This is a genomic window from Vibrio sp. 10N.222.54.A3, from assembly GCF_041474095.1.
GTDB lineage: Bacteria > Pseudomonadota > Gammaproteobacteria > Enterobacterales > Vibrionaceae > Vibrio > Vibrio crassostreae_C.
In genome coordinates, this window is sequence record NZ_JBFRTN010000003.1 from 1 (window position 1) to 24,161 (window position 24,161).

General features: G+C 42.3%; 21 protein-coding genes and 2 pseudogenes. 8 read left to right on the forward strand and 15 right to left on the reverse strand.

The window, feature by feature from the left end; genetic code table 11:
• Positions 1-9: 9 nt before the first annotated feature.
• From AB4507_RS00310 to AB4507_RS00335, 6 genes and pseudogenes are all read right to left on the reverse strand, one after another.
• Positions 10-657 carry a hypothetical protein gene (locus AB4507_RS00310; protein WP_102281762.1) on the reverse strand — a complete coding sequence of 216 codons (648 nt, stop codon included), beginning with the start codon at positions 655-657 and terminating at the stop codon, positions 10-12.
• Between the two features lie 603 nt (positions 658-1,260).
• The gene (gene grxB, locus AB4507_RS00315; protein ID WP_102281763.1) at positions 1,261-1,896 is read right to left on the reverse strand and encodes a glutaredoxin 2; all 636 of its coding nucleotides are present in this window, start codon (positions 1,894-1,896) and stop codon (positions 1,261-1,263) included.
• 27 nt (positions 1,897-1,923) lie between these two features.
• Entirely contained in the window at positions 1,924-2,949 is a 1,026-nt protein-coding gene (locus AB4507_RS00320; RefSeq protein WP_102281765.1) for a zinc-binding alcohol dehydrogenase family protein, read from the reverse strand.
• A 144-nt stretch (positions 2,950-3,093) separates the two neighbouring features.
• Positions 3,094-3,832: pseudogene (locus AB4507_RS00325) on the reverse strand (glycine betaine ABC transporter substrate-binding protein).
• A 202-nt stretch (positions 3,833-4,034) separates the two neighbouring features.
• Positions 4,035-5,117, reverse strand: coding sequence for an L-dopachrome tautomerase-related protein (locus tag AB4507_RS00330; protein ID WP_102548266.1), 1,083 nt, complete (start codon positions 5,115-5,117; stop codon positions 4,035-4,037).
• Positions 5,118-5,187: 70 nt separating this feature from the next.
• Positions 5,188-5,478: a putative quinol monooxygenase gene (locus tag AB4507_RS00335; protein WP_102281769.1), complete on the reverse strand. Its 291-nt coding sequence runs from the start codon at positions 5,476-5,478 to the stop codon at positions 5,188-5,190.
• Positions 5,479-5,856: 378 nt separating this feature from the next.
• Here AB4507_RS00335 and AB4507_RS00340 point away from each other — a divergent pair, with 378 nt between their 5' ends.
• A complete protein-coding gene (locus tag AB4507_RS00340; RefSeq protein ID WP_102281771.1) occupies positions 5,857-6,774 on the forward strand; it encodes a LysR family transcriptional regulator in 918 nt (305 codons plus the stop codon).
• A 15-nt stretch (positions 6,775-6,789) separates the two neighbouring features.
• On the opposite strand, the gene AB4507_RS00345 is transcribed toward AB4507_RS00340, so the two are convergent.
• Together AB4507_RS00345 and AB4507_RS00350 are read right to left on the reverse strand one after the other, a co-directional pair.
• Entirely contained in the window at positions 6,790-7,530 is a 741-nt protein-coding gene (locus AB4507_RS00345; RefSeq protein ID WP_102281773.1) for a sulfite exporter TauE/SafE family protein, read from the reverse strand.
• A gap of 77 nt (positions 7,531-7,607) precedes the next feature.
• Positions 7,608-7,898 carry a putative quinol monooxygenase gene (locus AB4507_RS00350; protein WP_102281775.1) on the reverse strand — a complete coding sequence of 97 codons (291 nt, stop codon included), beginning with the start codon at positions 7,896-7,898 and terminating at the stop codon, positions 7,608-7,610.
• 246 nt (positions 7,899-8,144) lie between these two features.
• On the opposite strand from AB4507_RS00350, the gene AB4507_RS00355 reads away from it, so the two are divergent.
• Positions 8,145-9,173 carry a radical SAM protein gene (locus tag AB4507_RS00355; RefSeq protein ID WP_102281777.1) on the forward strand — a complete coding sequence of 343 codons (1,029 nt, stop codon included), beginning with the start codon at positions 8,145-8,147 and terminating at the stop codon, positions 9,171-9,173.
• 16 nt (positions 9,174-9,189) lie between these two features.
• Positions 9,190-9,738 (forward strand): DUF1349 domain-containing protein, encoded by a 549-nt coding sequence (locus AB4507_RS00360; RefSeq protein WP_102281779.1) that lies wholly within the window; start codon positions 9,190-9,192, stop codon positions 9,736-9,738.
• Positions 9,739-10,543: 805 nt separating this feature from the next.
• Here AB4507_RS00360 and AB4507_RS00365 read toward each other — a convergent pair.
• Entirely contained in the window at positions 10,544-11,494 is a 951-nt protein-coding gene (locus tag AB4507_RS00365) for a hypothetical protein (protein WP_102281783.1), read from the reverse strand.
• Positions 11,495-12,139: 645 nt separating this feature from the next.
• Here AB4507_RS00365 and dinB (AB4507_RS00370) point away from each other — a divergent pair.
• Together dinB (AB4507_RS00370) and dinB (AB4507_RS00375) are read left to right on the forward strand one after the other, a co-directional pair.
• Positions 12,140-13,201: a DNA polymerase IV gene (dinB, locus tag AB4507_RS00370; RefSeq protein WP_102281784.1), complete on the forward strand. Its 1,062-nt coding sequence runs from the start codon at positions 12,140-12,142 to the stop codon at positions 13,199-13,201.
• Positions 13,202-13,354: 153 nt separating this feature from the next.
• Positions 13,355-14,371: pseudogene (dinB, locus tag AB4507_RS00375) on the forward strand (DNA polymerase IV); the annotation flags it as partial.
• Positions 14,372-14,436: 65 nt separating this feature from the next.
• Here the strand turns inward: dinB (AB4507_RS00375) and AB4507_RS00380 are convergent.
• Positions 14,437-16,371: an ATP-dependent DNA helicase RecQ gene (locus AB4507_RS00380; protein WP_017059916.1), complete on the reverse strand. Its 1,935-nt coding sequence runs from the start codon at positions 16,369-16,371 to the stop codon at positions 14,437-14,439.
• A 145-nt stretch (positions 16,372-16,516) separates the two neighbouring features.
• Between AB4507_RS00380 and AB4507_RS00385 the strand changes: the two genes are divergently transcribed.
• The 3 genes from AB4507_RS00385 (at position 16,517) to AB4507_RS00395 (ending at position 19,506) form a co-directional block, all read left to right on the forward strand.
• Complete coding sequence (locus tag AB4507_RS00385; protein WP_017059917.1) at positions 16,517-16,990, forward strand: GreA/GreB family elongation factor; 474 nt, start codon at positions 16,517-16,519, stop codon at positions 16,988-16,990.
• Positions 16,991-17,078: 88 nt separating this feature from the next.
• Complete coding sequence (locus AB4507_RS00390; RefSeq protein WP_372182039.1) at positions 17,079-17,855, forward strand: YggN family protein; 777 nt, start codon at positions 17,079-17,081, stop codon at positions 17,853-17,855.
• A 289-nt stretch (positions 17,856-18,144) separates the two neighbouring features.
• A complete protein-coding gene (locus AB4507_RS00395; RefSeq protein WP_017059919.1) occupies positions 18,145-19,506 on the forward strand; it encodes a sodium-dependent transporter in 1,362 nt (453 codons plus the stop codon).
• Positions 19,507-19,710: 204 nt separating this feature from the next.
• Here the strand turns inward: AB4507_RS00395 and lipA are convergent, their stop codons facing one another.
• The 5 genes from lipA to AB4507_RS00420 form a co-directional block, all read right to left on the reverse strand.
• Positions 19,711-20,676 (reverse strand): lipoyl synthase, encoded by a 966-nt coding sequence (gene lipA / locus AB4507_RS00400; RefSeq protein ID WP_017064177.1) that lies wholly within the window; start codon positions 20,674-20,676, stop codon positions 19,711-19,713.
• Positions 20,677-20,680: 4 nt separating this feature from the next.
• The gene (gene lipB / locus AB4507_RS00405) at positions 20,681-21,340 is read right to left on the reverse strand and encodes a lipoyl(octanoyl) transferase LipB (RefSeq protein ID WP_004737632.1); all 660 of its coding nucleotides are present in this window, start codon (positions 21,338-21,340) and stop codon (positions 20,681-20,683) included.
• 195 nt (positions 21,341-21,535) lie between these two features.
• Positions 21,536-21,814, reverse strand: coding sequence for a DUF493 family protein YbeD (gene ybeD / locus AB4507_RS00410; protein WP_026084358.1), 279 nt, complete (start codon positions 21,812-21,814; stop codon positions 21,536-21,538).
• A 232-nt stretch (positions 21,815-22,046) separates the two neighbouring features.
• Positions 22,047-23,228, reverse strand: a complete 1,182-nt coding sequence (locus AB4507_RS00415) for a serine hydrolase (protein ID WP_017068508.1) — start codon at positions 23,226-23,228, stop codon at positions 22,047-22,049.
• A 93-nt stretch (positions 23,229-23,321) separates the two neighbouring features.
• The gene (locus AB4507_RS00420; protein WP_017071279.1) at positions 23,322-24,161 is read right to left on the reverse strand and encodes a septal ring lytic transglycosylase RlpA family protein; all 840 of its coding nucleotides are present in this window, start codon (positions 24,159-24,161) and stop codon (positions 23,322-23,324) included.

The following is a 24,161-nucleotide window of genomic DNA, read 5'->3' on the forward strand; positions in this document are numbered from 1 at the left end:
CCTTAATCCTTATTTGTTAGGCTTTGACTCTATTACGGTTTCGGTTTGACTAGGGCTAACTAATGCAGTGTCAATTATTTTATAAGATGTATAAGAGAATATTGAAACTCCAACAACCAATATTGCAACTGAGAAATACTTAGAGTATCGATAAGCTGGCTCACCCGACTTGACCCGTTCCCACTCTATTTTAAGTAATGGTTTGGCATAGCTTCTTACTTTATTACAACTGACTTTAACTTCTTTGAACTCATTTTTGTTAAAAAGATCTCTCGATTCTTCAAGCGCGGCAAGGAAGTCGTCATTTAACTTCTTAAGGTGAGGTTTCTTTTCATTCTCATTTATACGAAAGATTATGTCGTTGTACATTTTATTTACTTGAGAGTAAGTCTCTTCGACACCTTTTGTCATTTCGAATCGGTTTTTCTTGTCGGGGTGCTGCTCAACATAATGCTTATATAAAGTAGACAAATAATACAGCGAAGCTATGTAAGAGGAAATTGATTCTCTTAATGAATTAATCCAATCTTGTCGAAATTCTGAAACCTTTTGCTCTTTGGAAGAAACCAAATTCATTAGCGAAAAGAATCCGCCGACAATTGCAGCAAACATCACTCCAATCATTGTGATTGTGTTTTTAATAACTAATTCTTCCAATTTATGTACCTATACCTATCCATTGCCAAAAAGAAGCCTAACATTTTAATATCGTGCAAGCACACATTGCTTCCGACTCAAGGCACGTTATCAATCAAAAGCTTTCCTTTAGTTTTTTATTATTCAACAACTTAGAGATAGTTGAGCAACATATTCGTGCGTAAGTGTGATTGAAGGTCAGTCTGTTGTGGATTAGAAAATTTAGCTACATTGTTGGAACTCTAGGCATAAAAAAAGTAAGGCAAGTTGAAGGGTTTGAAACTGAGTTTAATCCCTCTCTGGCTCACTTTGGGGCAGATCCGAGCTAGGAGGCACTTTGTTAGAAAGTGCCACGGGTAAAAATTCAATCCGAGAAGCTTTTGGACATTTTCGTGTTTGGGATTTTGCTAAATTAGAAATAAATGAATAACTACAGGTATGGAAAATCACGTCGTAAAGATTTCCAACCTGCCTTGAGGTTACTTCTAGGGGAAGAGGAATAGTAATGAGTAAAAAGAAATCACAGGTTTTACTGTTTTTAAGTTTGACTGGTTATATTAATAAAAAAAACGAGCTACCATCTTGATAACTCGGGCCTAATTAATACGCTTTCGTCCAACCAGTCTAGACAGTTAGTATACTAGCACCTAGCTCATTACTGTTTGTTTCCAGCCATAACTTAAGCTCTTGCGGCCAAGTAACGGTGGGCTCAACAAAGAAGCCGCGCAGTAGCGAGAAGTAGATAGCCTGATCAACCAGAGGCAGTGGTGATTTACCCGCATTCGGTTGGATCAACGCTTCAGCGTTAAGCAACTGTGCGTTTACATCTGCAACAATTTGCTCTGTGCTTTCTAACAGGCGAACAAAGTTCAGCTCTTCTGTCTCTTTCTTCGCTTGCCATGCAGTAACACTTGCTTCAGTCGCGAACTCTTTTAGATTCAGTTTCGTCCAGCGAGGGTAGCCAATTCTTTGAATCAAAGGGAATGCCTCACGCTGAAATGCCAACGTCTCTTCTGATGGTGCGGCTACCGCATCAATACCAGCTTGCTCGATAAAGTAAGCAATGATATCCATGCTTTCCGCCATCACGTTGCCATCCGTTTTCTCCAAAACTGGCACCATTTTTTGACCGATTAAATCAATCAGAGTTTGCGCATCAGCGTAATCCACAACTTGGTATTCAACGTTAAGCTTCAGTGCATTAGCAACATAAACAACACGGGCACAAAATGGACAATGCTCGTAGATATACAGTTTCATCAAAAATCCCGTTTTTATAAGTCTGAGTTAGTATTTAATTGCAGTTTTGCCAATTGACGCGCTGCTTTCGATACGTTGGTGTGCGTCTTTTAACGTCTCAACACCAAAGCCATTTAATGTTGTAGTGAGTGTTGATTTAATGCGGCCAGCATCAATCAAGTTTGCCGCTTGGAACAGGATATCTTGCTGCTTCTGGATATCGTCAGTGTTAAACAGCGAGCGAGTAAACATCAGCTCCCAGATAAAGCCAGCTGATTTGCCTTGTAGTTTTGATAGGTCAACACCACCATCAAATTCTACAATTGAACTGATCATGCCTTGCGGAGCAATCAACTCGACCATTGCATCCCAGTGACCTTTGGTATCTGCAACGTTGAAGATGTAGTCCACATGTTGAATGCCTTGCTCACGTACCGACTCCACTAGATTGCGGTGATTCACAATATGGTCAGCGCCCATATCTCTTACCCACTGCTCAGTCTCTGGTCTTGAAGCGGTCGCAATCACTGTTAAGTTAGTGAGCTGCTTCGCCAATTGAATCGTAATCGAGCCGACACCGCCTGCGCCACCAATAATCAGGATAGATTTCTTCTCTTCTGGACGAACGCGTAGGCGATCAAACAAGGCTTCCCAACCTGTCAATGTAGCGAGAGGCATAACGGCTGCTGATTCGTCAGAAAGGCTTTTTGGGGCGTGAGCTGTAATTCGGTAATCGACCGCTTGGTACTCAGCATTCGCACCCATACGTGTCACATCACCTGCGTAATAAACACGGTCACCAATTTCGAAGCCTGAAACATTGCCACCTTTAGCAACCACTTCACCCACCGCGTCATAGCCCAATACTTTTGGCTGCTCTAGGGTTTTATCTTGTGCGTTGCGGATACGTATTTTTGCATCTGCTGGGTTAATCGAGGTCGCACTCACTTTTACCAGCAGGTCATTGTCTTTTAGCTCTGGCAGGCTTGTTTCAAACTCGAATAAGCTGTCTTGCTCTGTAATTGCTAGTGATTGAGTAAAACCAATTGCTTTCATTGTTGTTGGTGCTGGCATGTTGTTTCTCCTTTGATTGGACACCTTCATCATAGAGATTTTTTACCCTAGATAAACCGCCTAATCTTTTAATTACATTCAATATATTTTTGATAATCACACTGCTCGACCGAGTAGTGTTGAGATACTTACCTGTTAACCTAGTTAGATAACACCTTGTGCAGCTAACCATTCATACGTCACTTCATCTTGCGGTTTACCCTCTCGGCACACTTTATAATCAAGCTCGGCAATAATATCGTTGGAGAAACGTAATGAATCTAAGGTTTTAAGCTGTTCATCAGTAAATAGATTTTTCTTATCATCTCTCAGTAACAGTACAGCTCGGTCTACAATTCCAAGCAGCCCTTTCGGCTCTATAAGCTCGCGAATATCATAACGATAGTGAAGAAATTGCGGTTTCCATAGCGGCACAATGACCCACTCTTTATTTGCGACGGCATCTTCAAAAGCACTAAAACAGTCGTCTTCACTGCCTGTAAAAAACTCATAGCCTGCTTTACTTAAACCGTACTCTTCCATCATCTGGATAGAGAAGCGAGTGATTCCAGCTCCTGGATTAATACCTTGAATTTTAGGTCTCATTTGCTCGACGACTTCAGGCTTCAATAAATCCGCCACACCCCACAGTGCGTAAGGTTCGTAATGAAGTCCAAGCTCGATTAATGGCTCAACTTTTTCAACGTCCGACTTATAGATACCATGGCTCGATGGTAACCAAGCAGAAGAGAGCATATCGATTTCACCCGTTTTCAGTTTTTCAAAATTTTCCTGATGCGGGGAAAAGATTCGCTCAACTTCGAAACCCATACTTTTCAATACATTGCTAATTGCTAACCAATGAAGCGGCCGTGCGATGAAATGATAAATCTGTTACACCCATTGTGATTTTTTTATTCATTGTTCTTTCGCTCTTATCGTTGCTGATGGACTAAGAATACAAGCCTAAAACCCAATCAAAAACAGCCTAATGTTTGAGTCATTATCAAATATAAATTGACAGATACCGATTTACACTTAATAAAAAAGCGTATGCATTGATGAAATACATACGCTTTATATTGACGTGTCTATCTACGGTCGTCTTAATCTAGTTTGATGCGTAAAACATGGAACGGTTTGCTCGCACCTTCTTCGCCTTCATTAAGGGCTGGATTTAGATGCAGAGAATTTTGCGTCACGTAGAGGTAACCACCCTGAATTGAGAAGCCATCTGCCCATGACAGCAATTTGTCATCTTGTGCAAACGTCTTGAAGCTCTCACTCGTTACAATGCTCACAGCGTTTTTCTCAACATCGCCGACATAGATATCACCGTTATCGGCAATGATCATGCCGTCACTTGGGCGTTTTTCATTGTAGAACTCGATAGATTGAGCAAGCTCTTTATCTGTCAGCTTCTCGTTTGCAAGCGCACCCGCTGGTAGTCGGTAAATCGCACTGCCATTCACCGTGCCGAAATATACCCACTCGTTTGCAGCATCAATCGTTACTGGGTTCAGTCCAAGGTAAAGCGCATCAGAGCTACCATCTTCACGCTTTGCCCCCATCAGTGAACCATCAATCACCACATCATGCTCTGGTGATAGTAGCGCCTTGTAAGATTCAAGAACGCGGCGAGATTCCCCCGTCTCTAAATCCACAACAACAAACGCAGGTGCTGGGTCACCGAACAAGTTACCAAGGCTGGTATCTGCAATGTACATCTGGTTACGTTTGGTATCTAAAGCGAAATCCTGTAGGAAAGAGTTGCCGACAGTAACATCTTTGCTTATCTCGATGCGTTTAAATAGCTTGTTGTTTACTGTATCCCAAGCCACAATCTGCGCTGAAGCGTCAGCACTGCCCATGTCGAGAATCCAAACCACACCATCTTCGGTACTATCAATACCAATGACTGACGATAGACCAACCTTACCAGTCTCTGGACCATCCGCCCAATCTTCGCTTGGGAAAGGCTGAGTTGAACCATCTTTCATCAGTTCAACAACGCGATATTTTGGACCATCAAGAGGCTGCATTGAAAGGAATGTGCGGCCTTGTTCAGTCACAGTGATGTTCCCAGGGCGGGTGCCGTCAAGCTCAGCGACGACTTCGATCTCTGCTGCTTGAGCGGTATTAAAGAGGGTTGCTACCGCAATGGCTAAAAGTGATTTTACGTTTTTCATTTCATGTACCTTAGTGGGATTCACTTGATTTTGGTTCGTAATAAATGGCTGATACCCATCTAATGTAAAGTTAAGCGATTTGCGTCATTTCATTTAGCGTGAAACTTGCAACACACCCTTCCGTCGCTGCCATGTATTCTGCAAGGTGAGTATTACCCATGTGTGCTTGCCATAGCTCACGAGATACCCAGTTCTCGTAAAACATAAAATGTGCTGGGTTTTCGTTGTCTTGATGAAGGTCGTAGTTAATGCAGCCTTCTTCAGCACGCGTGATATCAATCAGCTTCAATAGCTCTGCTTTAACCAGTTCAACTTTATCTTCGTTCGCAACAATATTTGCAACAATAGTCAATTTAGTCATGTTTAATTCCTTTATCTCTCTACTTGTTAACAACAATAATAACCCTAAAAAAAAACAACACCTTATTTCTGTAGCTTGCCGTAAGCACTGGCAACACCAATCAGTGTAGTCAATGAATCGTCATGGATTATCTAATTATTTTTTAAACATTATCTAAAATAAATTGATAATCATAAACGTATGCGCTAGGTCTTGTGTTTAGTCGGGTTTGTTTGAATGAAGCTATGATAGGCGAGTTATTAACAATGAAAAACAGGTTTTAATTTGAATTATTATCAAAAATAATTTGAATGCAGATTGTTCTGTCGTCAAGACTGCTTTATAAATAGTAGAAACGCAGCAAATACTGCTGTCCCTTTTTCTGGTAAAGGTCTCATCATGCTCTTAGAAGATTTACAGGTTATTTTAAAAGTCGCGGAGTTTCGCAGCATCACCGCAGCGGCAACCAATTTAGATATGCGTACCGCCACAGCCAGTGCAGCGGTAAAGCGCGTTGAGGCATCACTGGGCGCGGAGCTTTTTGTCCGTACAACCCGTCACTTGCGATTGTCCTCTGCTGGGGAGCGTTATTTACCTCAGTGTCAAGAGGCGCTAAAGATGCTTGAGCAGGCCAAAATGAATATGCATGAAGACTTGGGCATTATTGATGGTGAAATTCGTATCGCGCTATCGTCTGATTTGGGGCGTAACCTTATTACTCCTTGGTTAGATGAGTTTTTATTGCAATACCCGAATGTCTCACTGCGTTCAAGTATTAGCGATAGCAATATTGATTTCTACCGTGATTCTGTCGACATGGCTCTGCGCTATGGCTCACCAACCGATGCCAATATGTATGGCTTTAAAATCTGTGATGTACAGAGAGTGCTGTGTGCAAGCCCTAGCTATTTAGCGGAAAATCCAGCCCCCACACAGCCGAACGATCTGCTTGAGCACAATGCGTTGTTTTATCAATTGCACGATGTGTTACAAAATGAGTGGTTATTCAGTCATGAGGGTACGACTCATAAGGTAAAACTGAAAGGCAATCGAGCTTCGAATGATGGGGATCTGGTGAGGCGTTGGTGTGTTGCAGGTAAAGGTGTGGCAATCAAATCGTGCCTTGATATGTCTGATGACCTTTTAGCAGGTCGAGTGGTTAGTATTATGAAGGAGTACAAACCAACGCCGACTGAACTCTGGTTGGTTTGTCCGAGCCGTCAGTCCATCACACCAACGGTTCGGCTGTTAAGAGATTTATTTAGAGAGAGAACGAACGTGATACTTGAGCAATTAGCAGAAAAAAGAGCGCTATAAGATACTGACGATGGCTTATAACGTAGCGACTCCGGAGTACAACATTTTTATAGCCGTAATGAATAATACGCTGTAGCTGATTTTGTAAATCAGCTCTTGAGAGATGATGTTAACCAACCAAACACCGGTTCTCACCCCTATAAATGCAATAGGTACAAGCACGAGTGATGTCATCAAGTTTTGTGTATCGAGTTGTCCCATATAACTGTATGGGACTAACTTAACAAAATTAAGCCCAGCGAAAAACACAACGCTGGTGCCGATAAGTTGCTCTTTAGGCAGTTTCTTGGGTAGCAAATACATGCTTGCTGGCGGTCCCCCTGCATGAGCTATCGTACTCGAAAAACCTGATAATAGGTTTAATGCGTAGCCTTTGATTCGGTTAGGTGAACCTGATTGCTTCAACAATAATTTTTGCCCCAAAAAAGTCAGCGCCAATCCACCAATCATTAGTTCAACAATGTGTGTCGGAAGGCTGCCCATGAAGTAAGAAGCGGCCATAACCCCTAACACAGCAAAAGGCATCATGACTTTGAGTTCGGCATAATTGCAATTTTTACGATGATAAAACAGCGCCATTAGATCCATTCCACATAAAAGTGGCAATAGAATAGCAGCGGCTTGGACAGGCGAAACACTCATTGCCATTAATGGCACCGAGAGCATACCCAAAATCCCTCCAACACCGCCTTTTCCCATCCCATAAAAGAACACAGCAGGTATCGCAGCTAGATAGAACCAGATATCAATAATCATTATTTTCACTACATCGACAGGCAAAAAAAGAAGGTCATGATGACCTTCCTTCCAAACACTACAGAATCAAAAACTATTTATGCGATTTGCGTCATTTCGTTTAGCGTGAAGCTTGCCACTGAGCCTTCTGTTGCTGCCATGTACTCGGCTAGGTGCGTGTTTGCCATGTGTGTCTGCCAAAGTTCACGTGAAGTCCAGTTCTCGTAGAACATGAAGTGTGCTGGGTTCTCGTTATCTTGGTGAAGGTCGTAGTTAATGCAGCCTTCTTCAGCGCGTGTGATGTCGATTAGTTTTAGCAGTTCTGCTTTTACTAGTTCAATTTTGTCTTCATTAGCAACGATGTTTGCAACGATAGTTAACTTGCTCATAGGGTATTCCTCATCATAACGTTATGCAGCTTATCAAACGATGCCTTCGCTGCCTTGTTGGGTTGGATGTATAGTACGACACGCATTCACATCCATAAACAACCTCCCATTTGATTTATTATCAAAAATAGATTGATAATGGATTGTCTATTTTAATTTGATAATAAATCAAACTAGCCCCAGTTTTTACTGTGCTTTAAATTACGTAGCATGCGCTTATTGATTTCATTGATGGATAGATAAGCCATGACACAGATACAATTTCAACAAGGTCCAATACGCCCACCCTCTGAAGCAGACAGTTTGCTGATACGGACAACACAAGGCTGCCCGTGGAATAAATGTAAGTTCTGTACTCTGTTTGAAGGGATGGAGTTCTCTATTCGTCCTGTCGAAGAGATCAAACGTGATATCTGGGCGGCACGAGCCTTCTATAAAAACCGACAGTTTGAGAGCTGTTTTTTGCAAGATGGTGATTCCTTTGCAATGGAAACGGACGATTTACTGGATGTGCTCAATACACTAAAAGAGGCGTTCCCGGAGCTCACACAAATTAGCTCATATGGCAGAGCTCAAACCATGACTAAAAAGTCTCCAGCCGAGATGAGGGCTATCTGCGATGCAGGGTTAAACATGCTGTATTGCGGTATGGAGTCGGGCTCGCTTGAGGTACTCAAGTTGATGAAAAAAGGGATCACCCCTAAGTCAATTTTGAAATCAGCCGAGTACGCGAAGCAGGCGGGTATGAAAATGATGACATTCATCATTCTTGGCTTAGGTGGGAAGGCGTTGTCCGAGCACCATATCGCACAGACTGCCCAGCTATTAAACCAGATTGACCCTGAGGAGATCCGAATATTATCGCTAGCGGTAAAACCTGGTACTGAGTTGGATGATATGGTTCAAAACGGCCAGTTTACGCCACTTTCAGAGCGTGAGATGTTGGAAGAACAATTTCAATTGATCAGCCAATTAGATGGCATCAAAAGCAATTACGGTAATTATCATGGGATAAATTTGCTGACGGAACTCAATGGACAATTTCCGCATGATAAAGAGGCGTTTTTACGTACCATTGATCACTTCATGTTGATGAACGAAAACGATCAAAATAACTTTATTTTAGGTCGTCGTACCCACCACTATGCGACACTGAATGACATGAACAATAAGCTCATGTATGACACGGTGCAGCAACAGCTAAAGCGCATAGAGCAGCAAAAACTTGGCGACCTTGAAGATATTTTTTATAGCCTTCGCCAACGCATGATCTAAACCCAAGGAGTCCGAAATGAAGAATTTAAACGACTGGTACATTCAAAATGAGAACCCAAGCCATTGGTCATTTGATAACGGGCTGTTGTCGATGCAAGTGCAAGAGGGCAATATTTTTGGCGCGGGTTCAAGTGACGTGGATAACATTTTCATCTACCCAGTATCTCAACCCAATTATAGCGCAGAAGTAACCATCACCTTAGAGCCAACCTTGCCATTTGAACAAGCTGGCCTAGGCATTTACTGGGACAACGATAACTACATCAAAATTAGTAAAGAAATGTTCATGGGCGAGCCTTCCATTGTGTTTGTTGTAGAGCAAAATGGTCAACCAGAGATCAAACAACTTAGCACATTTGAAGGCACGACAGCCTCAGTTAAGATAGAAAAAAATGATGGTACTATCACTGCGTTCTTGGAATGTAATCAAAAACGCTCTTGGCAAGTCATTGGCTCTGCGAAGACATTAAACGGCCAAGCAAAAGGACTTATGCTTTATACCTTTAGTGGTAGTTCAAACACACCTAATTTTGCTAAGTTTAGTGAATTTCAACTAATGAGTTGAGCCAATCTGGTATATAGCAATTGACTTATTGTATTAGTTTTATTTTTGAAAAAGTCATGTTAGTCGGTAGCGCTTAGTGGGATCGAAACACACAATGGGGCAGAAGTAAGCTTGCCACATACAGTTCTTAGCTTTAAACTAACGTTGAGAGCCTCGGGTATCCCTGCTTTTTCTTGGAGATACTATTTACTGTCTGGCCAGAAGTAATTGTATCGAATTGAACTTGGCTTAATTGCAAAGCAGACCACCGAGGACATATGATAAGTCTAGGTGCTTTCCCTTCCATATACTTTGGTGATAAAACACCCGACGCTGCACACAGAATGTGTTCCCTCTTCGATTTGAATGACAAACATTCTGTGGCTTTGTCGTATCTGGGACTAAAAAAACTGGTGCAGCAGGCTTACACACAAATTAATCTATTGATAGTTTCTTATGCTCTAAACACGTTTAGGGGCAGAAGTGTTTAAAGAAAATTGTGCAACAAGCTGTTGCACAATTTGAGCCGGTGGGAGCTGTTGCAGAATCAGAAACAACTGAACTTTTTCATCGCTAAGGCAAGTATTGCAAATTTGACAACAGTTCAACTACGAGGAATTCTTATGAGTTGGAAAGCAACTGAGAAGGATTTCTTCCTAGTTGTCAGCACGGAATGGAGCACCGACTTCTCAGAAGTAGAGAAAAGCCTGTTTCAGCGGATGTCGGTAACCAGTCTCCTCTGAAAGCCTCTTCAAACTAAATTTCAAGGTAACGAATAGTGTTATCTAACTTTGAATTCCCCAGTAAAATCTGTACATCAGACTGGTTAAATAGCTGAATTCTTGTAAAGAATTGAGAATAACCATTTTTTTACTTCGCAGCTGTTATCTAACGCCGATAAGCCAGTAGAATTTACGATAAGTAAATCTTTATTTTTAAACGGACCATAACCGATTAATAACCAAAACGTCCATTTACCATCAAAAGGCATACACAGTGATTTAAGTTCCCCAACACCTGTAGGAATAACTAAATCTTGTTTCATTGATGATAGTGTTGGAAGAATCGATGGTAATTCGCTTTTTGCAAAAGGAATAAGCATATCGTCAAAAATAGATAAAATTAACTTAGTATAAACGACCATCGCTATACTAGTATTTTTATTTGACATGACGCTGATCATGCCGAATTTTGATGTGTTCCCTCCACGCTTTGCAGAGTATTTTGATGTTTTGTCTATTACACTCTTGTAAAGAGAATTTCTTAGATCAGTATTGAGCTCGTTCAAAATGAGACGATACGGCTTCTCAGATGTGTAACTAGTATTATTCATCTCCTCATACATAGCCTTAATCGGGTTTCCATCAGGAAATTTGTTTTTATTGTCATTAAAGTTACCCCATAAACCTTCCGTAATTTCATGGGCGTCCAAATAAAAATCATTTGGGTCATTAGCTGTGATTTTATGTGTTCCAACGACGAAATCAGGTGTAAGCATATGTGGTAAGGACTTTCTCTTGGCGTGCAGTTTTATTTGATCTTTATATCTAGGGTTACGATCTACTGTCTGAAGTTCAGGAAACCCCCAGAGTTCTAGTCTAGTCTTTGCATAACCTTCAGACCAATCAGAATTATTTTCTGTCTTTATAGGCGACATTCTCTTCTCATAAGCTTCTTCTCTAGTAAGCAAGCCATAAGAGCGAAGCTTAGCAATTTGTATTTTTTTCAAACGACCGAGGAACTTAAGATAACGATTTTTTTTCAATGAGCCTTTCATGCTTGTAAATATCTCTAATAGTTGTGAATTTAGGCCATGTATCTGACTAAAACAATCTACTGGCTGAATATAAAAATAACCATAACTTCAATCAAAAAAATAAACATGTTCTTTTCTTTAGTTATAAATAGCTCGCAAGTGTGTCGAATTTCGCCCTTGATACAGTAATCATTGGTGTTATCAACTTACTTCACTAACCTAACCGCAAAATTCTATTGAAAGTGCTGGATGAGGTTCGTAGGCTCCCTTGCTGGGAGAATCGTATGAAAAAATAAATCAGTAAAACTGTTTGTTTAGTAGTCGGCAATCCACAATTGTATCCAGTACAGCACCTAATATGTCAATGAGAGAATAACAGTTAGCTGAGATTAGTAGCCTTGAGCGTGGGGTGGATAAGTGAGAATGACGATTAGGTTAGCACTCTTTCGATATCTAAGATAATCCGTTAAATGATAGTTTTTAAATACCGCTAACAGGGATTTTCTAATTAAGGGCTAGAGAGACTGTTTTTAGGTATTGTAGGGTAGTTATTCTACTGTTAATCTATACAGTGGATTGGTGCTTGTAATTCCAGAGTGCTTATAAATTGCAGATAAACTAATACCTCTATTGGATCCAGTTTTTCGACCCTACAAACTGAACCTCATGACTAGAAAAATTATTCATATAGATCTTGATTGCTACTACGCTGCCGTTGAGATGAGAGATAATCCAGAGTTGAGAGATATACCATTAGCTATTGGTGGTTCTCAGGACCGACGTGGCGTTATCTCAACATGTAACTATATAGCCAGAAAGTATGGTGTTCGTTCGGCAATGGCGACCGCGCATGCTCTCAAATTATGCCCAAGCTTAACGGTTATCGGCGGAGATATGGATAAATACAAAGCTGTATCCAAGCAGATCCATGCAATCTTTGCTCGTTATACTGACCTTATTGAGCCTCTATCACTTGATGAAGCTTATCTTGATGTAACTGACTCACAACTATTTAGAGGCTCGGCAACTTTAATCGCTGAGGATATTCGTAAGACAATTGAAACAGAGTTAGAGCTTACGGCTAGTGCTGGTGTAGCCCCTATAAAATTTATTGCAAAGGTCGCGTCCGATATCAATAAACCAAATGGAATTTGCGTTGTAACACCAGTTGAAATTGAGGTATTCGTTAACGACCTAGATTTAGGCAAGATTCCAGGTGTTGGTAAAGTAACACTAGAAAAGTTGAATAAGCTTGGTTTGTATAAAGGCATCGATATCAAAAACTATGATCAGCATCTGTTACTTAAACAGTTTGGTAAGTTTGGTAGTTCCCTATGGGAGCGGTGTCATGGAATCGATCATCGTGAGGTAACAACAACAAGAATTAGAAAGTCTCTTGGTGTTGAGCGGACATTTTCTCTAGATATTCGGACTGAATCTGAATGTCTTGAAGCTATTGAATCACTATATGATGAATTAGTGAGACGATTCAGTAAGATTGCTCATGATAAAAGAGTAACCCGTCAGGGACTTAAACTAAAATTCAATGACTTCCAGCAAACAACGGTTGAACATAAGCAAGCCAGTCTTGATAAATCGTTTTTCTCTGCTCTATTAAAGGAAGCATTATCACGAGCAAATGGCCGTGGAATTCGCTTGATAGGGTTAAGTGTTGGGTTGGAACCCAAAGAAGGGCAAGCCAACACTCAGATGGCTCTCAAGTGGTAAAATGTAAGTGAGGATGAGGTATTTACCTTGCGACTTTCGATATTTTTCTGTAAGTGAACTATGTAAGTGCATTTTTTCATTTAAATATCTATTTTTAAAAGTCATTCACTCACTCATTCGCTCAAGACTACATTTTTCACCTGGTAGTTTACATACGCGGCTGTAGAAATGCGTGATAACCCTGCTTACCGAAATCGCCCGTTAGCTGTTGGTGGGCATGAAAAGCAACGCGGCGTTTTGAGCACCTGTAATTATGAAGCCCGCAAGTTTGGTGTTCGCTCTGCAATGCCTACCGGAAAGGCCCTACAGCTTTGTCCTAATCTATTGGTTGTGCCGGGAAGAATGTCGGTCTATGTCGAGATATCTAAAAAGATCCGCGAAATCTTCTCTCGATACACATCAATCATTGAACCTCTTTCTTTGGATGAAGCTTTCCTTGATGTCACCGATTCTAAGCGGTGTCACGGTTCAGCAACACTTATTGCCGAGTCTATTCGCCGTGATATTTGGAACGAACTGAACCTGACAGCTTCTGCAGGAATTGCACCGATTAAATTCTTGGCGAAAGTGGCCTCAGATCTGAATAAGCCCAATGGTCAGTTTGTTATCCCTCCACAAGACGTGCAATCAGTGATCGATGAGCTACCACTTGAAAAGATTCCCGGTGTCGGCAAAGTGAGCATAGAAAAGCTGCATCAAGCAGGTTTCTTTACTTGTAAGGATATCAAAGAGTCTGACTATCGAGACCTCCTACTCAAGTTTGGCCGTCAAGGTGCATCACTCTGGAAGCGCAGTCATGGCATTGATGATCGAGAAGTTATCATCGAGCGCGAGCGAAAATCGGTAGGCGTAGAGCGCACCTTCACTCAAAATATTTCAACTTACGCTGAATGTTGGCAGGTAATCGAAGACAAGCTATTTCCTGAACTCGAGACTCGCTTAGAAAAGGCTAGTCCAAGCAAAGCGATCATCAAGCAAGGCATTAAGCTCAAGTTCGCCGATTTTCAACAAACCACGATTGAGCACATCCACGCCTCTCTCGATCGTGAACACTTCAAAGAGCTGCTTAGTGAAATACTGAAAAGGCAGCAAGGACGAGAGATACGCCTGCTTGGCCTAAGTGTGATGCTACAACCTAAAGATCAGATGCGTCAGCTGAGCTTCTTTTAAAGATAATGAGTGAGATGAATACCGACTAAGCCTCAAAGCCTAGTCGGTTTTTTTATAGGTAAGAGTTACCTAGGAAGCTGCTTCACTCGCGCTAAGGTATCACTGAATGGTTGTTGCTCTAACTTTCCGTAGCCGACCATTTTGCTGGCTTTAAGCTTGGTTGAAAGTGGGGTGGCGATTCCACATAGAAAACGAGTAATCGCTTCGTCGGTAATCAACTGTTGGCTAGCCGAAATAAACTCATGTATCCATGTCATCACCGTCTCATCATCGATAGGTTCAACATCAACGGTTGGTAAGATTGCCACTTCTCCTCGACATACAGAGCAGTGACCGCAGTTTGTTGGTGCTTTATCATCGGCAAAATAACTCGCAAGGCGTGAGCTTAGGCAAGTATCCGCCTCAAAGAAATTCAGCATTTGGTTAAGGCGGTTTATCTCGCTGTTTTCTTTTGCTTTAAACAACTCAGTTAGACGCTCTGACAGTTGCATCATATCTTCAGAAGTATTGTGGATCGCGTAGACATCGGTGATCTGCTTGCTTTCTAGTTCAATCCAACCTTGTTCATTGAAGTAGTCGATAGCCGCAATCACACGCTGACGATCGGCTTGGAAGTGTGTCCAAAGCGCATCGAAGTCGACTTGGCACCACACTCTTGCTTGAGGAGAGCATTGGAAAATCGCTTCGACAAATTGACGACGTTCACTTTGAAATTGCTCTGTGATCTGCTGTTTCGGACGAATGAACTTAAATTTGTAGTCTGCGAAGTAGCTGTACTTGGGCTCAATCACACCTTCAATTTCGAGATACACCAGTAGTGTTTTTAGCGGTAACTGACGAATGTTGGATTCACGTGATAGTTGATTAAGCATGATCTCCCATTGATTCGAGCCAGAAGCGCCAATGTTTTGATTTTCGTAGATCTCTTTTAATACCGCTTGGATCGATATGTTGTCTGGCGTATCACCAAAAACGAAGTTCTCGAGTGTGCTTAAACCGTGTTTGTTAGCCAGTAAAATACATTCAGACGCTTGCCCATCTCGACCAGCTCTGCCGATCTCTTGTGAGTAGTTTTCGATCGATTTTGGTAAGTCAAAGTGAATCACTCGGCGAATGTTGGACTTATCCACGCCCATACCAAACGCGATAGTTGCGACGATACAGCTCACGTCATCATTCATGAATTGGTGTTGAATAGCATCTCTATTTTCAGGCTTAAGACCCGCATGGTAAGCCACGGCATTAACGCCAGCATTGCGAAGCTGCTGAGCCACCATCTCTGCCGTTTGTTGAAGGGTGACATAAACAATAGTCGGAGCGAGAGAAGCTTGGTTAACCACATTGCACAAGGTTTCTAGCTTACTGGTTTGTTCACAAGGTTGAATCGACAGATCGAGATTTTGACGATAGAAACCCGTAACCACAACGCGCTCCTCATCAATTTCAAACTTTGACTTCATATCTTGGATAACCGCTGTAGTCGCAGTGGCTGTCAGTAGTAGAACCTGAGGAATATTGAGCTGTTTTTGGTATTGAGGAAGCTTCAGGTAGTCGGGTCTGAAGTTGTGTCCCCATTCTGAAATACAGTGCGCTTCATCGACCACAAGCAGTGAGATCGACACTTGGGAGATAAACTGACGAAAGCGTTCGTTCTTCAAGCGCTCGACGGAGATCATGAGGATCTTGGTGTCACCGTTACGCACTGACTGCATAACCTGTTGTGTGGTTTGTCGGTCTTGGCTTGATTCGATTGCCGCTGCGCTAATGCCTTTACTGTGCAGGAAAGCGAGTTGGTCTTTCATCAAGGCTAACAGTGGCGATATCACCAAGGTTAAGTGCGGTAACTCTAATGCTGGTAATTGATAGCACAGCGATTTACCTGAGCCTGTCGGGAATATCGCGGCAGTCGAGTGACCAGATAGAACGTTATCAATGACTTGCTTTTGCCCATTGCGCAGTGAGTCGAATCCGAATACTTGTTTTAGCTTCTGCTCAATCATTTATGTTCTACCTGAGTTATTAAGTGTCGTATTGATGCTAAAGCGGGCGCCCATTCATGATAGCGTCGCTTGATGAATCAAATGTCTTGCACCTGATTGTACCTAATTCTATTCTGTAGCTCCTATAGAAAAGTACCCCAATAGTATGAATAAGTCTGAGCTTCGCCAAATAATCATAGAGCAACTTGAATCCCGATTACGTATCGCACAATCTGCTACTCAACGCGCTATTGATGCTGCGACAGATGAAGAGACAGTGCCTGAACATAAGTACGATACATTGGCATTAGAAGCTTCGTATCTCGCCCATGGTCAAGCGGTGAGGGTACAAGAGTGTGAAGACGATATTCAGTGTTATCGTAACTTAGTGTTGCGTGATAGTGAGAAGGTTACGGTGAGCAGTTACGTTGTGGTCATTGACGAGCATGATCAATATAAACACTTTTTTATGGGGCCGAGAGTCGGCGGACTTTCTGTCACGTGGAATGAGAATGAGATTGCCATCGTGACGGCAAATGCACCTTTTGGCCAGGCTCTAATGGGTAAAGAAGTTGGTGATGAGATTGAGTTTAAGGTCGCAGATAAACAGTTTTGCTACGAAGTTATCTCTATCGACTAACTAACTGACTAATAGATATAAAACGTTTCTCTGACAAAGGAGCATATACCAAGGGTATAGTAATCTGTCAGATTGATGAGAGGATGTTATGAAAAGCAATGTATTTATGAAAAACAGTGTATTAATCGCATCGTTAACAGCGGTAATCTCTTTTGTGAGCCTGCCAACATTTGCGGCTCAATGTCGAGTTGATTTGAAGAATGAGTTGCGAATCGATGACCAAAAAGTCGAAATCCATCAAGTGAATGGTGATACGGCCGTTTTTGATGATAACAACGACCTCTATATTCATGGTGAGAAGGTTGAGCTTGATGCCGACCAACAAGCGGCGATTGAGAAATATCGCGAAAACATGAGTGAGTACTTACCTCGAGCGAAACAAATGGCCAACGATAGCTTAGCGTTAGCCAATGACGTGATTGATGATATCGCGGCTAGCCTGGATTCACCTGAGTCATTTGATAATGTAAAAGAATCAATGAAAACCTACTTTGCAGAACTGGAAGCGCGTTATTACAAAGATGGCGAATTAGTGTTGCCTGCAGAAAGCTTTGATTCGATGGCCAATGGTTGGTCTGAAGATTTCGAGAAGGCGAAAGAAATCTTTAACCAAGAATTTATCTCTAGCGCTTTTAATGCGATGTCAGAAAAAATGAAACAAGACGGTGGCCTAAACCTGACTGAACTGGCTGACAGTATGGCTGAATTAAAGCTGAAAGTTGAAGAGCGAATGAAAGAACACTCTCAACAAGTACAGGAGGAAGCGAATGAGTTCTGTGATTCACTTGATGAGATGGCAGAACAAGAGCAAGAACTGCATGAAATCATTCCGAACTTAAAAGATTACCAAGTCTTCACAATTTAATTCGAGTCTAGTGATGAATAGTAAGAGCACCGGTCGGTGCTCTTTTTGTTTGTATAAATGGAACCACACGGCGAGTATTTATCTCAATTCAATCCATTTCCTTCTTAAGCCTACTGCTTCGCTTTGTTGCTTATAATTGAACGATAAGACTGGTTTTTTGTTAATTTTGTTGTTCTAAATAGCGTATTGATTGTAAAAATCAGAGAATTGTTCATTTATTGGTTGTGCCTATCATTGCTTTTTATTACTGTACTTCTCAACTAGTTCACTGATTTTTAATGCGGGCGATATGGACCAACAATCTTCCTCTTCAAGAGAGCACTTTAGCTCTCGTTTAGGTTTTATTTTAGCAGCGGCTGGTGCAGCGGTTGGCTTGGGTAATATTTGGGGTTTCCCGACTCAAGTTGCTAGCAACGGTGGTGGCGCTTTCCTTTTAGTCTATTTGATCATGATCTTCGTGGTTGCTTTCCCTATGTTGGTGGTTGAGATGGCTATAGGCCGTCACGGCCAAGCAAACCCAGTTGATAGCATGCGATCTTTGACGACAAACCCTTTGGGTAAGAAAGTCGGTGAGTTTGTCGGTTGGGTTGGACTGAGTGTACCAAGCGCAGTGTTGGCGTTTTACAGTATTGTTGGTGGCTGGTTGATCTGTTTCCTAATTGGTGCGGTCGCGGATCTTATCGGCCTAGAAGCGATTGCTGATTGGTTTAAGGGCTTCAGTGTTGAGCGCAACGTATTTGGTACCGTCGCGTTCTATGTACTGACTATCTTGATTGTGCAGGGCGGTGTTAAGCAAGGCATCGAGAAATGGTCGACTCGTTTGATGCCTGCGCTGTTTGTTTTATTTGGCTTATTGTTTGTTTACATCATGACGCAATCTGGCGCGATGGAAGGCCTAAAACATTACCTTATTCCAGACTTTGAGAAAGTGTGGGATAGAAAACTGATTCTGGCGGCAATGGGACAGGGGTTCTTCTCACTCACTATTGGCGGTTGCTCGATGTTGGTTTATGGCTCTTACTTAAGCAAGAAAGAGAACCTACCAAAAATGGCGATGAACGTAACTCTGGTGGATACTGCTGTCGCTTTTATTGCTGGATTAGTGGTGATGCCAGCAATGTTTGTTGCGATGCAAAAAGGTGTTCAAATCTACGCTGAAGACGGCTCACTATTAAGCTCTGACACTCTAGTATTCACGGTTTTGCCGTTGATGTTTGATAGTTTAGGTGTGCTTGGACAGATCTTTGCGATTGTGTTCTTTTTACTACTAACGATTGCTGCACTGACTTCTTCGATTTCGATGCTTGAAGGCCCGGTTGCGCTAGTGAGTGAGCGTTTCAATACTAGACGAACGCCAACAAGCTGGGTGATTGGTGGTGCTATCGCGCTGTTTAGTGTGGTGATTGTTTACAACTTTGCTGCGATGTTTGGCATGGTAGCGATGATTGCAACTCAGTATCTTCAACCAGTCGCTGCACTGATGTTCTGTGTGTTTGGTGGTTGGGTATGGAGCCGAGCTTCAAAAGTGAAAGAGCTTGAACAAGGCAGTCCTGATTTTCAACTTGGTTGGTTTGGTAAGGTTTGGCCAATGTATGTGAAGTTTGTGTGCCCAATTTTGGTAGCAACGGTTATCTGGGCATCTTTCGGTTAATGCAGAACCCTATCTGGGCTTTTTGAAATTACCTCCTCTGAACTTGAAATATTAAGCACAAAGCCACTCATAAAGAGTGGCTTTGTTGTTTTTATATAAAGCTTAGTGGCACGAAATATAAAGCTATAGCGGCACGAACAAGATAGAAAAAAGGCGCTGAACATAATATTCAGCGCCTTTGCATTGTTCGTTAAGCAATCGTGATTACTTAATTTCCATACCTTGAGCTTGCAAGTCCGCATGGTAAGAAGAACGTACAAACGGGCCACACGCTGCGTGAGTGAAGCCTAGCTCTAGAGCAATCTCTTTCAGCTCATCGAACTCAGAAGGCGGCACGTAGCGTTCTACTGGTAAGTGGTGACGGCTTGGTGCTAGGTATTGACCTAGTGTCAGCATAGTCACACCATGTTCGCGAAGGTCTTTCAGTACTTGAACGATCTCTTCTTTTGTCTCGCCAAGACCCATCATCACACCTGATTTTGTTGGGATATCAGGGTGCTGCTCTTTGAATTTCTTCAGTAGATCAAGAGACCACTTGTAGTTCGCACCTGGACGCGCTTTACGGTATAGACGTGGCGCTGTCTCTAGGTTGTGGTTGAAAACATCTGGCGGGTTGTCTTTCATTAGGTCAAGCGCAACGTCCATACGACCGCGGAAGTCTGGAACCAGTGTTTCGATACGAATATTTGGGTTGAGTTCGCGAATTTCACGGTTACAGTCAGCAAAGTGCTGAGCACCGCCGTCACGCAAGTCATCACGGTCAACTGAAGTGATTACAACGTACTTCAGTTTCATGTCTTGAATTGTTTTAGCCAGTTTCTTTGGCTCTTCAGCTTCAGGAGCAACAGGACGACCATGGGCAACATCACAGAACGGGCAGCGACGAGTACAGATAGCGCCAAGAATCATAAACGTTGCCGTACCGTGGTTGAAACACTCGGCTAGGTTAGGGCAAGACGCTTCTTCACAAACTGAGTGCAGGTTGTTTTTACGCATTGCTGATTTGATTTCTTGAATACGATGGCTGTCTGAAGGAAGTTTAATCTTCATCCATTCAGGCTTACGTAGAACTTCTTTCTGTTCAGCAGGCATATTCTTTACGGGAATTAATGCCATTTTGTCAGCGTCACGATATTTAACGCCTTTTTCCATTTGGATTGGTTTGCTCATGATTTTATGCTTCTGCTGTAATGTTACTGGTGGCTTGAATGTCTACTTGGTCATAGCCGAGTAGCTCTACGAGCTCTTGTATTAACTGTTGCTCAACGTTTTCTAGTTCACTTGGTCCGCCGAGTTGGCTTACCTGCGCCATTTCCATACCTTGGTAACCACATGGGTTAATACGTAGGAATGGAGACAGGTCCATATCGACGTTGAGTGCTAACCCGTGGAACGAGCAGCCACGTCGAATACGTAATCCAAGTGAACAGATTTTCTTGCCATCGACATAAACACCAGGAGCGTCAGGTCGGGCAGCTGAATCTATATTGTAAGCTTTCAGAGTATTGATTACGAGGTTCTCGATATGAGTAACCAAATCACGTACTCCGAATTTCTTGCGGCGGATGTTAATCAGAAAGTAAGCCACTAATTGGCCTGGGCCGTGATAAGTCACTTGGCCACCGCGATCGCTTTGTATTACAGGGATATCACCAGCATTTAATACATGCTCAGCTTTGCCTGCTTGTCCTTGAGTGAAGACAGGGTTGTGTTCAACCAACCAAACTTGGTCTACGTCTTCTTCCGTGCGTTCGTCTGTGAACTTATGCATGGCTTTCCATACAGGTTCGTAATCCTGACGGCCTAATTTTTTTACGATTAGCTTATTTTGCAAAGCTGCACTCCCTCAAGGATTAATAAAGTGAACGCATTATAAACGCGAAACATGATTCTAACTACAGACGGACTGCAAGGTTTTTCAACTTTCTTTGTATTTATTGAAAATTAAGTTGAATGAATTTGAGCTAGATAGGGTGCTTTAAACAAAAACAGCGGCAATAAGCCGCTGTTTTTCATGTGTAATCGGAGATTACAGAACCATACGAACGATTTCGATCTCGCCCAGTTCTTTATAAAGAGTTTCTACTTGTTCAATTGAAGTCGCAGTAATATTGATAGAAACAGAGTGGTAGTTGCCTTTCGCACTCGGTTTTAGCGTTGGGCTGTAGTCACCAGGAGCATGACGCTGGATCACTTCTAGTACTAGCTCAGTCAGTTCTGGCTTAGCGTGGCCCATTACTTTGTAAGTGAATGAACAAGGGAACTCTAAGAGGTCTTTTAGTTTTGCATCAGAATTGATGTTCATGATTAGCTCCAAAAGGCTAGACTCTCGCAAATTGGCGAAATGTCGATAAAAAGCGTGTTCGGTCAACAGACACGAGTAATAAGGCGGAATATTACGTGTAAATATCACCGAACTCAAGATCAACAAAAGCCGCACATGGCGGCTTTTGGTTCGCTAATGAGTAAATCATGAACTTACTCATTAGGTTAGCTATACAACAAGCTTGGGTTTTACCTAGAACAAACCTTTTGCTTGTTTAGAATAAACCCTTGAACAGAAGAACTAGGTAGTCCCATAGACGGCTGAATAGGCTGCCTTGGTCTACATCTTCAAGTGCTAGTAGTGGGTATTCAGCAACGTCTTCACCGTCTACTTGGTAGAATAGTTTACCAACTACATCGCCTTTGCTGATTGGCGCTTCTAGCTCTTTCTCAAGAACGAAGCTTGCCTTCAGGTTCTTAGCTTGACCACGAGGTAGCGTTACGAAAGTATCTTCGTCGACACCCAGTGCAACTGTGTCCTTGCTACCCATCCAGATCTTCTCTTCTACGAAGGTTTCACCGGCTGTGTGTGGTGCCACTGTTTCAAAGAAGCGGAAGCCGTAGCTAAGCAGTTTTTTGCTTTCTGTTTTACGAGCATTCGCATTCTTGGTGCCCATAACTACAGCCACTAGGCGCATTTTGCCTTCTGTCGCTGAGCTTACTAGGCTGTAACCTGCATTGCTTGTGTGGCCCGTTTTGATGCCATCAACGTTCATGCTCTTATCCCATAACAGACCGTTACGGTTGTATTGGGTGATGCCGTTGTATGTGAATTTCTTCTCTGAGTAGATACGGTACTCGTCTGGTACGTCGCGAATCAGCGCCTGACCAAGTAGCGCCATATCGTAAGGCGTTGAGTATAGGTTCGGGTTGTCTAGACCGTGCACGTTAGCAAAGTGCGTGTCTTTCATGCCGATAGAGCTTGCCCAAGCGTTCATTAGGTCAACGAATGCATCTTCAGAGCCAGCGATGTGTTCAGCCATAGCAACACATGCGTCGTTACCTGATTGAATGATGATACCGCGGTTTAATTCTTCAACTTTAACCGTAGTGCCCACTTCAACGAACATCTTAGATGAATCTGGGAAGTTTTTAGCCCAAGCATTTTCACTGATTACAACATCGTCGTTTAGGTTGATGTTGCCACGGTCGAGCTCTTGGCCGATCACGTAGCTCGTCATCATCTTGGTTAAACTTGCTGGAGAAAGCTGAGTATTCATCTCTTTCTCTGCTAGTACTTTGCCTGAATGGTAATCCATCAGAACAAAACCTTTAGCGGCGATTTGAGGTGCATCAGGAACAACAATAGGAGCGGCGAATGACGATGTAGCTATCGTTGCAGAAAGAGCAACAGAAGTAGCAAAAATCGATTTAACAAGTTTATTAGATTTAATCATTTTGAATGCAATTATTTGGTGAACTATTCATATATTAACAGAATCACTCTGTCACACCAGAGCGCTGATTACCAGAAGTAACTGTTAGATTAATTAGCGAGTTAGGGTGTGTTTTTTTATATAAGCTGACGGGTGACCCATCAGCTTAACTTGTTCTAATTTCTCTTGAGTCAGAGCATAGTCATGAAATGGCCCAATCATCAGACGGTAGTTGTCATCATTTGGCTGCAAGAACGTTGCTACTTCTAGCTTTTCGGCTAGATCTTTTGCTAACTTCTCTGTTCTATCTTCATGCGGAGATGTCGCGACTTGAATAATAAATTGCGGTAAAGCAGCCTTTTTATTTGCGTCGGTTGGCATAGCTACAGTAATGACTTCAATCTCAACATTTGCCGTGCCGGTTCTTAACACATCGAGCTTGTAAGCTGCCGCATAACTAAGGTCAATGATTCGGCCTTCATGGAATGGGCCGCGGTCATTGATACGAACAATCGTCGTTTTGTTATTGTCGGTATTCGTCACTTTTACATAGCTTGGAATTGGCAATGTTTTGTGCGCCGCAGACATCGAATACATGTCGTAGATCTCGCCATTAGACGTTAAGTGACCATGAAACTTCTTACCGTACCAAGAGGCTTTGCCTTTCTCAGTAAAACCTTCGGTTTTCTTTACGATCTTGTAGTCTTCGCCACGCAAAGTGTAATCCGTATTACCACCTAAACTATAAGGTTCATACTGAGGGTGAGCATCCTCGAGATGCTCTACTGAGATCGGTGCGTCTGGTGCAATATCTGAATCAATATCGTAGCGCCCTGTTGGCTGCTTTGAAGAACAACCATTGATTAAAATCGCTAGCCCCAAGATAGAGACTATTTTTTTGATTGGCAGCTCTTCAACCAAGGATGCTTTGTTTTGAAACGTTGTAATAGACAT

What these genes read in the sequence shown, in the direction of transcription:
- AB4507_RS00395 (WP_017059919.1), top strand. Translation starts at nt 18,145, where the DNA reads ATGGACCAACAATCTTCCTCTTCAAGAGAGCACTTTAGCTCTCGTTTA.
- AB4507_RS00340 (WP_102281771.1), top strand. Translation starts at nt 5,857, where the DNA reads ATGCTCTTAGAAGATTTACAGGTTATTTTAAAAGTCGCGGAGTTTCGC.
- AB4507_RS00330 (WP_102548266.1), bottom strand. Translation starts at nt 5,117, where the DNA reads ATGAAAAACGTAAAATCACTTTTAGCCATTGCGGTAGCAACCCTCTTT.
- AB4507_RS00415 (WP_017068508.1), bottom strand. Translation starts at nt 23,228, where the DNA reads ATGATTAAATCTAATAAACTTGTTAAATCGATTTTTGCTACTTCTGTT.
- AB4507_RS00345 (WP_102281773.1), bottom strand. Translation starts at nt 7,530, where the DNA reads ATGATTATTGATATCTGGTTCTATCTAGCTGCGATACCTGCTGTGTTC.
- AB4507_RS00385 (WP_017059917.1), top strand. Translation starts at nt 16,517, where the DNA reads ATGAATAAGTCTGAGCTTCGCCAAATAATCATAGAGCAACTTGAATCC.
- dinB (WP_102281784.1), top strand. Translation starts at nt 12,140, where the DNA reads ATGACTAGAAAAATTATTCATATAGATCTTGATTGCTACTACGCTGCC.
- AB4507_RS00420 (WP_017071279.1), bottom strand. Translation starts at nt 24,161, where the DNA reads ATGTCTATTACAACGTTTCAAAACAAAGCATCCTTGGTTGAAGAGCTG.
- AB4507_RS00335 (WP_102281769.1), bottom strand. Translation starts at nt 5,478, where the DNA reads ATGACTAAATTGACTATTGTTGCAAATATTGTTGCGAACGAAGATAAA.
- AB4507_RS00380 (WP_017059916.1), bottom strand. Translation starts at nt 16,371, where the DNA reads ATGATTGAGCAGAAGCTAAAACAAGTATTCGGATTCGACTCACTGCGC.
- AB4507_RS00360 (WP_102281779.1), top strand. Translation starts at nt 9,190, where the DNA reads ATGAAGAATTTAAACGACTGGTACATTCAAAATGAGAACCCAAGCCAT.
- AB4507_RS00390 (WP_372182039.1), top strand. Translation starts at nt 17,079, where the DNA reads ATGAAAAGCAATGTATTTATGAAAAACAGTGTATTAATCGCATCGTTA.
- grxB (WP_102281763.1), bottom strand. Translation starts at nt 1,896, where the DNA reads ATGAAACTGTATATCTACGAGCATTGTCCATTTTGTGCCCGTGTTGTT.
- AB4507_RS00365 (WP_102281783.1), bottom strand. Translation starts at nt 11,494, where the DNA reads ATGAAAGGCTCATTGAAAAAAAATCGTTATCTTAAGTTCCTCGGTCGT.
- lipA (WP_017064177.1), bottom strand. Translation starts at nt 20,676, where the DNA reads ATGAGCAAACCAATCCAAATGGAAAAAGGCGTTAAATATCGTGACGCT.
- AB4507_RS00350 (WP_102281775.1), bottom strand. Translation starts at nt 7,898, where the DNA reads ATGAGCAAGTTAACTATCGTTGCAAACATCGTTGCTAATGAAGACAAA.
- AB4507_RS00320 (WP_102281765.1), bottom strand. Translation starts at nt 2,949, where the DNA reads ATGCCAGCACCAACAACAATGAAAGCAATTGGTTTTACTCAATCACTA.
- AB4507_RS00355 (WP_102281777.1), top strand. Translation starts at nt 8,145, where the DNA reads ATGACACAGATACAATTTCAACAAGGTCCAATACGCCCACCCTCTGAA.